This window comes from Deltaproteobacteria bacterium (assembly GCA_018668695.1).
Taxonomy (GTDB): domain Bacteria; phylum Myxococcota; class XYA12-FULL-58-9; order XYA12-FULL-58-9; family JABJBS01; genus JABJBS01.
On the sequence record JABJBS010000071.1, the window covers coordinates 1 to 8,443 of the forward strand.

The window sequence follows — 8,443 nt, forward strand, 5'->3', positions numbered from 1 at the left end:
CATCTTCGGTCATTTGCTTGTCATGCTCTTTGGACTCACTCATGGCTAAGAGTGATCATAGGGGGAAGCCGAGGTGACTTCAATGCATCAAGGGAACAGGTGATAGGGCTCTTGAGAATTAATTCTTTTTGTTTTTGGCTCTGACTTGCTTCACAACCTTCTGAACAGACTCAAGTTCTTGCTCTGTTGCGGCTACTATCCCGGAAATAGGAGGTTCTTGCTGTGAAATACGGGCCAGAATGCCTTTTCGGTCGTCAGTTTTAGTGAGAGCCTGACGGATAGCTGCCTTGGTCTCGGCAGGCAAACTGCGTTTGATCATAATCATTTCTGCTGGAATATCAGCAGTGTAGGCAAGAATTCGGGTAGCTTTAGTCTTTTGCTGTTGGGTTTTCCAAGCGAGATTTCGGCAGTCTTCAAAGCATGCTCCAGCGTGAACCCAGCCTTTTTTCACTGCATTGGCTACCTTCGCATGGCTTCCAAACCATTTGATTCTTACGTCTTTACCCGGGCGGAGACCCGCGTCGAGGAGCAGTTTTTGTGGGTAGAGACCACCACTTGTCGAAGTGGCAGAAACCATTCCGATGGTTTTACCCTTGAGATCGGCAACTGATTTGATTGCACTCTTGCGAGGTACAAACGTGATTCCCGTATAAGAGCGAGATCCTTCGCGCTCAATCAGGGCAGCAGGCTCGTAATTCTTGAGTGCTTCACTGCAAAGCATAGGTCCTGCGTTGAACAGGTCGTACTTGGCATTTTTAATACCGCGTTCGAAATGCGTATATGCCTTTTCCTGAACCATATCGATTCGAGCCTTGGCGTGCTCACCGATATAAGTTGCCAGCGGTTGCCAGCGAGCAGCAGAGTCCTCTGAAGAGGGTGCACGGGCAAATTTAAGCTCTTGCTCGAAGCGGGCAACAACGGCTGATTTCGTTGCATTGGTTGCGCGCTTAGAAGTGACAACGGGCGCTTCATAGCCAGTGGCGAGTGCGAGCTGCGCATTCAACGTTTCAAAGAGGCTCGGATCGAGGCCACGCTTTTGATACGCGATATCTCCATCTCGGTTGATAATAAAGAGGTGCGGCAGCTGGTCGACGCCATAGCGCCTGCCAAGGAGTCCGAATGAATCCGGGACCAGTGGCCAGGTAATCCGTTGCTCAAGCGAGAAGGGCAAGAGCGTTTCGGTGTTCTGGGAGAGCCCAATATGAACGACCTGAACTTCACGGGTCTTCCATAGCTTTTCGATTTGTCGAAGGTCTGGCAGTTCCGCTTTACAAGGCTCACACCAAGTCGCGAAGAATACCATCAGTACCGTTTTAGAGGGCGTTGCCGCAGTTGGGCCTGTCAGGTCCCTTAGCGAGAATACGTTGCCATCCAGATCGCGCATGGAATACGGCGGTGCTTTATCCCCAGTCTGCAAGAGCAAGTCGGGATTAGATACAAGAGACGAAACCACTAGGGACAAGGCGAGAATAGCCTGCATAGTCGGCCCCTCCATTCAAATGTTGTTTTGACGCACGGTAGCACCGTGTCGGTTGGTCTTCAATACTGCCAACTTTTATTCATCAATATCAACTAGTTAGTATTTTTACCACGGAAGCTTCTCGCCGCTTTGATGCCAGAAGTGGCCGGAGGTCTCAAGACTTAAGTCATCTATCCTCTCGATTAACCCACTTGCGGCAACATCAGCGGTGATAAAGCCTCGGCCCGCAGTTATATCTGTCTGGACGTATCCTGGGTGCAATATAGTCACTGCGATTTGTCGGCTCTCAAGATCCTTGGCCAAAGAAACGCCAGCGATATTGAGCGCTGCCTTGGACATCCGGTATCCATAGGAGCTGCCTGAGGTGTTGTCAGCGATTGAACCCATTCGGCTTGAAATCAAGGCAATTTTACCGCCCTGTGTGAGATTACCCAGTAGCCGCTCGGTCAGCATGAGGGGGCCGAGGGCGTTGACTTCAAATTGTTCACGGATTGCTGCGGCATCGAGCTCGCCGAGTGTTGTAGGGGTCAGGATTCCCGCATTTTGAATGATAAGATCAAGTTTGGTACCTTCTAGCGCCTGCTGAAGCTTGAGATGGGCTTCAGGTTCTCGAACATCGATGCCCGAATGAACGTGAGCGCCCAGTGCGTCCAGTTCCGGGGAACTTGAACGGCAGCTTGCGTGGATTGTATCGCCACGGGCGTGCAATTGTTTGGCAAGCTCAAGCCCGATGCCTTTGTTGGCACCCGTGATAAATACTGTAGCCATGCTTCATCTCCCGTCGTTAAGGAACTCGGGAGTTAAATGGTCAATATTGAAGCGGAGTGCAAGCAGCACCCATCGGGAGGTTTATCCAACGTTTAGATTGATTGCGCCTTCGGCATCCAGTTGTTTAAGCATGTCATCACCGGTGAGCGAGTTGGCCGATGCACCACCAAAATATTTCATAAGACCTGCCGATTCATAAGCGGGTTTAATGCGGTCTGATAGCAAACCAATCTCTCGTAAATTGGGAACCAAGCGGCTGAACATCACGGTGCGAAACTCTTCCATACCTGGAGCCACTGAAATGAGCTTACGCCATTTTTCGCGGCTCATGATGCCCTCAAACCATTCTTCATAAACTTCGTATGCCATGAAGCGGTTGCGCATCAGCAGGGCGATTTCAAATGCCCAGTCTTCTCGTTCTTGGCGCTCGGCCTCTGAGAGCTCGCCCACTATATGTTCGCGAAGTGCGATGACTCCGTAGTGGACATGGCGAGCTTCATCTTGAATGACCTGCGCAAGCAGTTGCTTGAGAAGAGGTTCCTTGGTGCCTTTGTAAATCATCCCGAATGCACCGAGAGCGAGTCCTTCAACCATGATCTGCATACCGAGAAACTTCATGTCCCATCGGCCATCGGTCATCAGCGAGTCGATGATGACAAACAGGTTATCATTGATGGTGTAGAGCTTGTTAAGTTTAGATTCTAGGTAGCGTTGAAAGACTTCAACGTGACGTGCTTCGTCCATGACTTGAGTGGCGCCGTAGAGCTTCCCGTCAAAAAACTGAACTGCCTCGGTGACCTGAGCCGCCGCAAACAATGCACCTTGTTCGCCGTGTAGAAACTGAGAAAGCATCCATGAGGTGATGCTGTATGTAAACTTACGCGACTCGTCTTCCGTGAGAAAAATCCTCATATCCTTGAGTGCTGAAAAGTCGAAGAAGTTCTCCGGGAGCAGTGGCACCTCTGGGTTCAGAGGGTCGACATTGGTGTGCCACGGTAAATCGTCACCGTCCCACTGCCCTTGTTTGGCCAGTTTGTAGAGCTCGGCCATTTCTTGGTTGTCGTGTGGGTAGGTCCAGTCGAAGTGAGCACTGTGGTTGGCCGGCATTTGGGTAGGAACCCCTTGTTTACCTCGTTTGAGCAGCAGTCCTCGCACGCCCGATGGTCCGAGAGCTTTCAATACTTTTGGATCCCGGATATGACTGAAGATCTCAAACGCTTCTGTGTAGCTGTCGAGTTGGTTCGCAACTGCGTGGGGAAGATGTTGAGTAACTTTTAATACCATACGATGCTCCTCGAAATTCTTAGAGTGATGCCAAAATATCAGTGATTCGAACTTGGTGATAATGAATGAGTAACTTGTGCACGACAGGCAGCGCTTCCTGAATAACTGAAGCGGCTTCCTGAGCTGGGAGTTTGCCCAATTTTTCAGTTACCAGTTGAGCTTCCCATTTAACCAGCTCAGACATTGATGTCTCATATCCGCGGATCAGCTCAGCATGAAACCCGAGTTCCTTCGAGAACCCCGCTTCGCGAAGCTCGGTTAGAATTTTCAGGATGCCGATGTCTTTTTGAGACACAATGGTATTTCCGTCGTCGTCGGTTTGTGAGCCAATAATTTGAGCTTCGATGAGTTCTTCTAAGTCTTCTTTGGTGATGATTTTACTCGCCACCAACTCATCGGCCCGTACTGCGCCAGCAGCAAGCGTATCAGCTGACATCCCTTCAATCTGAACAGACTGACGAAGGTCTTTTAAGAAGTCTCTTTGGGCTGGGCTATAGAGTGTGTCTTGTTCATCCAGCATCGCTTTGATGGCTTTTAGCGGAAGAAACCGTTCATGTTGTAATTTGCGAATCATTTGAATTCGTTCAAGATGACTCTCGCTGTACCAAGCCATGTTGTGACCGGTCTTTCGGCCGGGTGGAACAAGCCCTTGTTGGATATAGAAATGGATCGCTTGCCGGCCTAATCCTGTAATTTTACACAGGTCCTTCATCTTGTAGTGCCAAGTGTCGTCATCAATTGAAGTGGCAGCGCTACTCATGATTTCACCTCAAGAATCACGGGTCCGCATGCGTGGGAAATACAGCTTAGAATGTGCCCGCTGGCCTTGTCCTCTTGAGTCAAGCAATTGGGCTCAGGCATTGCGACGTCGCCTTTAACTACTTTTACTTTGCACGCACCACAGCCGCCCATCGTGCATGAAAAGGGCAGTGTAATACCGGCCTGAAGACCTGCTTCAAGGAGCGTTTGGCCAGGATTGACGGTTGTTAACTGATGTCCGGTATCGGTGTGAACGGTCAACGACTCAACCCGCTCGCTCATATTTTGGTCGACCTGGGATATTGCGGCCGTAAATTCCTCACGGTGAATATAATCAGGCTTAACACCGAGTTGCTCAAGCGTTTGATGAGTAAGATTCATAAGCTCTTCTGGACCACACAAAAAGTATTGGCTCGCCAAGGCAGGGCTTGTCGTCGGCTTGAGTAAGGTACTGAGGCGTTTGGCTTTGATTCGGGTGTGCTTCTTGGTGGACCGAGTATAAATTGAGTGCAGGGTGAACCGGTCTCCAAAGCTTTTTTTCAGCTCTTTAATCTCATTATGAAACATCGTCGATTCAACGGTTCTATTGATAAATATCAGTGTAGCCAGGCTCTCGCTGGATTGCTCAAGCGTGTATTTCAAAATCGCCATTTGGGGTGTAATACCGCTTCCCCCTGCAATGCAGACGGTGTGTTGGCCGAGTTCAGAGATGTTTTGAACGCCGTAGGAACCGGAAGGACCGTAGACACCAACAGTGTCGCCAGCTTCGAGCACATTGTTGAGATAGGTAGACATCTTCCCGTTATTGAGCGCACGAACTCCGATTGAAACGGTGTCTTCTTGATCCGGAGAGGAGCAAATACTGTAAGGACGCTTAACCAGCTCACCGTCTATTTCGATAGCGAGGGTAAGGAATTGCCCAGCATAAAATTGGATTGGTTGCTTGTCGGTAGGGCGAAGTGTGATTTTTACGGCGTCTTCGGCAATCTTATCGATTGCAACAACGTCCATCTCTCTTTGGTTGGACAATTCTGCACCGACTGCACGCAATTGATTGTCGTAAGCCGAGCCATCTCTCAGGCTAAAAGGAGCGGGGGATGTTCCTCGAAAGGCCCAGAGCACGCTGTCGACGTCGCGGTAAAGCTGTCGCAAGCTACCTCGAATACGCCCTTCACCGTCGAGCATCTTGGGAGTTGAGGTGGGTTGCCTCAATAAGGCGGGATCGGTCGGAGGGGCATACTTCATACAAGAAGTTTGGACCGTATAGAGTAAAGTGTCAAGCAACACTTTACACATTGGGATGAAGTTCTAGATTTTTGGACTATTACTCAAAACCAGGCGGGGATAGTGCGGCCTTCGCTCCATTGTTCACGGGCGGTTTCTGAAGCAAGAACTGGCGTAAGTGACTGGTTTTCATACATGTTTGGTGGCTCTACAACATCGGAGGACCATAGCATGGGTACACTGTGATGAGTCGTATTGAAGATAGGTGCTTCACCTTGAGCTGCTTTGAGGAACTCAATGCCGATTTCGGTGCAGTAGTAAGTATCGTCGCCTGCGGTAAAGTCGTAGTCGTAACCGGAGCCGACCAGTTTCTCAATATTGCTTACTCCATAAGCGCGCTGGGAATCGTTTAAGTTTTCGTCGCGCATAACCACCATGGTGTCTCTTGGGTAGCGGTCGAAGAAGTCACCGAGCTTTTCTTTGATGACGCCCACGTTTTCGGGTTGGTGGCCGAAGGTACGTTTGATGGTGTCCCATACTGCTCCCAAAAAGCCTCGACCGGTGGTGTTGGTGGCCATGCTGTGAATAATTTCGCCATCTCCCGCATAAACTGCGGCATGCGTTAAACCACCTCCAGAGCCATTGAGAATGATATCTCCGGGTTTTAGCTGATCGAGAATCGGCGTGACAGAGTCTGTAGTGAGGCGCTTTGGATTCTCAAATACGGATGAAGAACCCATTTTCCAGGTTAATCTAATCAAGAATTCCATCACACTTTTCGTGAAGGATGAGCCATCGGTGGTGGCGTTGTATTTGTCGATGACTGGCGCAGGGTTCGCCGACGATGCTGGGCCCTCGTAGGTATCTTCGCTGCCGACAAGAGCGTTGGGCGTTTTTGCCAAGGCTTGCGGAGCTGGTGTTGGTGCGGGCTGAGAAACGGTTGGGGCGACACGTTTTGGATTAAGCTGAACCGACATGTAAATTCTCCTGCTTGGGTTACAACAAGAGTATCGGCTAAAATTTCGGCGTGTTGCGAAAAAAGCTAGTTAGATTGCTCTTTATCCGCGGCCCAGTTGCCCCAAGATTTCCAATGTCTCTTGTAAGCATATGTTTTCGATAGAACTTTTGACATTTTAAATATCTGAAGACTTTGAACTTGCTCGTCTGGCCCGTGATGATCGTTCCAAATCCGGGCCACGTTAGAGGTAATAGCACTGCGCACGGCAGTATGTTTCTTGTGTTTGTTGGCCTTTGCAAAAGCCAGTCTCCAGCGAAAGTTCCCGCGGAAAAGTTCCGGGCGGGTCGTTGGTCTAGGAAAGCTCACTGGAGCACCGTCCTGGAGGATGTCTACAATCCTCCCGTTGGCGAGTGTGGCTTTGCTTACATACCACTGGAGCTGAGTATTGGGGTTCGTGAATAGACCCCAGTTTTGGTAGAGGTTTGGGGCGCGTACAGCATTCCAAATCGGTGAGGGCCAGTTGACCCGTTTCCAAACCTTCATGCCTTCTAGACCTGAGATACTGAGGACGAGAATCAACCAAACCATGATGCCTGCACGCAGCTTGCTCATGAGGTCAAGACTCGGTCGCGCAGATGCTGCGTCTTCAAGGACAGGCTGAGTTTCATGGGCAAGCCATGCTGTGATTCGGCGCCCTAGGGTGAAGCCGGGCCTTTGGAGCCATTGCTGCATCCGCGAAGTTAGGGGAGCGATGGTATCCCAGAAGATAGCTGGTAGCAGGCAGATAACCGCTGCGCTCGAATAGAACATAAAGTAGCCCACGTCCATGGTGAGCCAAATACCGATGTTGAGGCTTAGAATGCCAAGCAGTGCCAGAGTCCTAATTCGACCCTTCCAAGAGGGAATCCAACAAAGCATTGGCAATATGATTTCCGCCCAGGGAGTTGCCCAGGAGGAGACTCTGAGAAACGTTTCAAAATTGAGCAGAAAGAGACCCAGTGGCTTTACCAAGAGGTTGAAGTTCATGGCGTTATACAAGGCGTCGCCATTCATCCAATAGACTTGCCAGACTTTCGCGGCACCCGCGGCCGTATAAAGCATCGTGACTTGGGTGAGCATCAAAAAACCAGCGAGATAGGTGAGCGGTCCGTGACCGGCTTTTTGGCGCTGTGCGACGGTGAGCGGAATAATGGCAGCAATCAGCAGCAGCCCAGGTGAGAGTTTATCACCGCCGTAGGTCAGCAATGGGTTGCCTAGGTTCATGCTCAGTAACAAGACCCATGACATGAGTAGGGTGATGCGTAACCGGTATCCGAGTACCAAACAGCCAGCAAGTATCACTTGGAGCCCAACAAGCCCCCAAATGACGATGTCTGAGTCACTAAAATGCATGCTCCAGTAGTACGGCTTGAAGCCATAGAGTTTGTCCCAGAGTGGCTCGGGAAAAACACCAGATTCAGTGAAGAAATAACTCGTGTTGAAGAAGCGCTCGGCGAGGTCCGTGAAGAGTGCGGTCGTGAGAAGAAGACGAAACGCCAAAAGGGATCTGGGATCGAGTTTGAAAAGCGTGTCCCGAAATTCCCGTGGAAAGTGCAGATTCATGGGTAGTTGCATTCCTGATAAGCATATTCAAAGGCTGTAGCCCTAGAGCCGTCTCACGATTTGGCGAGGAAGGCAAGGAGCCTGTCTTGGTTTTTTCTTCGTCTTTATAGGGACTTAACTGGTCCCAAATGAAAAGTAACCCGACGCTCAGAGCGGTACCTGCAAGTGTCGCTAGAAAATCATGGCCCGAGGACTCACCGCCGTGCCTGGCATCGAGCCATTCCTTAACGCCACCGACCAGTGTGCCCAGCGCGATGCCGCTCGAGGCGCGGACCCAGCTTTTCTCATGAAGGCACGCGGCCAAGCCGTATCCGGCGGCGCCAAGACCAACCCCGGCTCCGAGGTGCAGTAATTTATCGTCTGGGAGG

At 50.5% G+C, this 8,443-nt stretch carries 8 protein-coding genes; 1 reads left to right on the top strand and 7 read right to left on the bottom strand.

Annotated elements, in window-relative coordinates:
* Nucleotides 1-118 precede the first annotated feature (118 nt).
* From phnD to HOK28_04080, 7 genes are all read right to left on the bottom strand, one after another.
* Nucleotides 119-1,480 (bottom strand): phosphate/phosphite/phosphonate ABC transporter substrate-binding protein, encoded by a 1,362-nt coding sequence (gene phnD, locus HOK28_04050; GenBank protein ID MBT6432238.1) that lies wholly within the window; start codon nt 1,478-1,480, stop codon nt 119-121.
* A gap of 105 nt (nt 1,481-1,585) precedes the next feature.
* Nucleotides 1,586-2,248, bottom strand: a complete 663-nt coding sequence (locus HOK28_04055) for an SDR family oxidoreductase (GenBank protein ID MBT6432239.1) — start codon at nt 2,246-2,248, stop codon at nt 1,586-1,588.
* Nucleotides 2,249-2,329: 81 nt separating this feature from the next.
* Nucleotides 2,330-3,532 carry a ferritin-like domain-containing protein gene (locus tag HOK28_04060; protein MBT6432240.1) on the bottom strand — a complete coding sequence of 401 codons (1,203 nt, stop codon included), beginning with the start codon at nt 3,530-3,532 and terminating at the stop codon, nt 2,330-2,332.
* A 19-nt stretch (nt 3,533-3,551) separates the two neighbouring features.
* On the bottom strand, nt 3,552-4,292 hold the full coding sequence (locus HOK28_04065; protein MBT6432241.1) for a MerR family transcriptional regulator: 741 nt from the start codon (nt 4,290-4,292) through the stop codon (nt 3,552-3,554).
* Nucleotides 4,289-5,536, bottom strand: a complete 1,248-nt coding sequence (locus HOK28_04070; protein MBT6432242.1) for a ferredoxin--NADP reductase — start codon at nt 5,534-5,536, stop codon at nt 4,289-4,291. Before HOK28_04070 ends, HOK28_04065 begins: the two co-directional genes overlap by 4 nt.
* 83 nt (nt 5,537-5,619) lie before the next feature.
* Complete coding sequence (locus HOK28_04075; protein MBT6432243.1) at nt 5,620-6,492, bottom strand: hypothetical protein; 873 nt, start codon at nt 6,490-6,492, stop codon at nt 5,620-5,622.
* Nucleotides 6,493-6,557: 65 nt separating this feature from the next.
* Nucleotides 6,558-8,075, bottom strand: a complete 1,518-nt coding sequence (locus tag HOK28_04080; protein MBT6432244.1) for a hypothetical protein — start codon at nt 8,073-8,075, stop codon at nt 6,558-6,560.
* Between the two features lie 181 nt (nt 8,076-8,256).
* Between HOK28_04080 and HOK28_04085 the strand changes: the two genes are divergently transcribed.
* A complete protein-coding gene (locus HOK28_04085; GenBank protein ID MBT6432245.1) occupies nt 8,257-8,427 on the top strand; it encodes a hypothetical protein in 171 nt (56 codons plus the stop codon).
* Nucleotides 8,428-8,443: the final 16 nt, after the last annotated feature.

Bases quoted from the DNA above. Each gene is read 5' to 3' on its own strand.
- phnD (MBT6432238.1), bottom strand. From the start codon at position 1,480: ATGCAGGCTATTCTCGCCTTGTCCCTAGTGGTTTCGTCTCTTGTATCT.
- HOK28_04055 (MBT6432239.1), bottom strand. From the start codon at position 2,248: ATGGCTACAGTATTTATCACGGGTGCCAACAAAGGCATCGGGCTTGAG.
- HOK28_04060 (MBT6432240.1), bottom strand. From the start codon at position 3,532: ATGGTATTAAAAGTTACTCAACATCTTCCCCACGCAGTTGCGAACCAA.
- HOK28_04065 (MBT6432241.1), bottom strand. From the start codon at position 4,292: ATGAGTAGCGCTGCCACTTCAATTGATGACGACACTTGGCACTACAAG.
- HOK28_04070 (MBT6432242.1), bottom strand. From the start codon at position 5,536: ATGAAGTATGCCCCTCCGACCGATCCCGCCTTATTGAGGCAACCCACC.
- HOK28_04075 (MBT6432243.1), bottom strand. From the start codon at position 6,492: ATGTCGGTTCAGCTTAATCCAAAACGTGTCGCCCCAACCGTTTCTCAG.
- HOK28_04080 (MBT6432244.1), bottom strand. From the start codon at position 8,075: ATGAATCTGCACTTTCCACGGGAATTTCGGGACACGCTTTTCAAACTC.
- HOK28_04085 (MBT6432245.1), top strand. From the start codon at position 8,257: ATGGCCCGAGGACTCACCGCCGTGCCTGGCATCGAGCCATTCCTTAAC.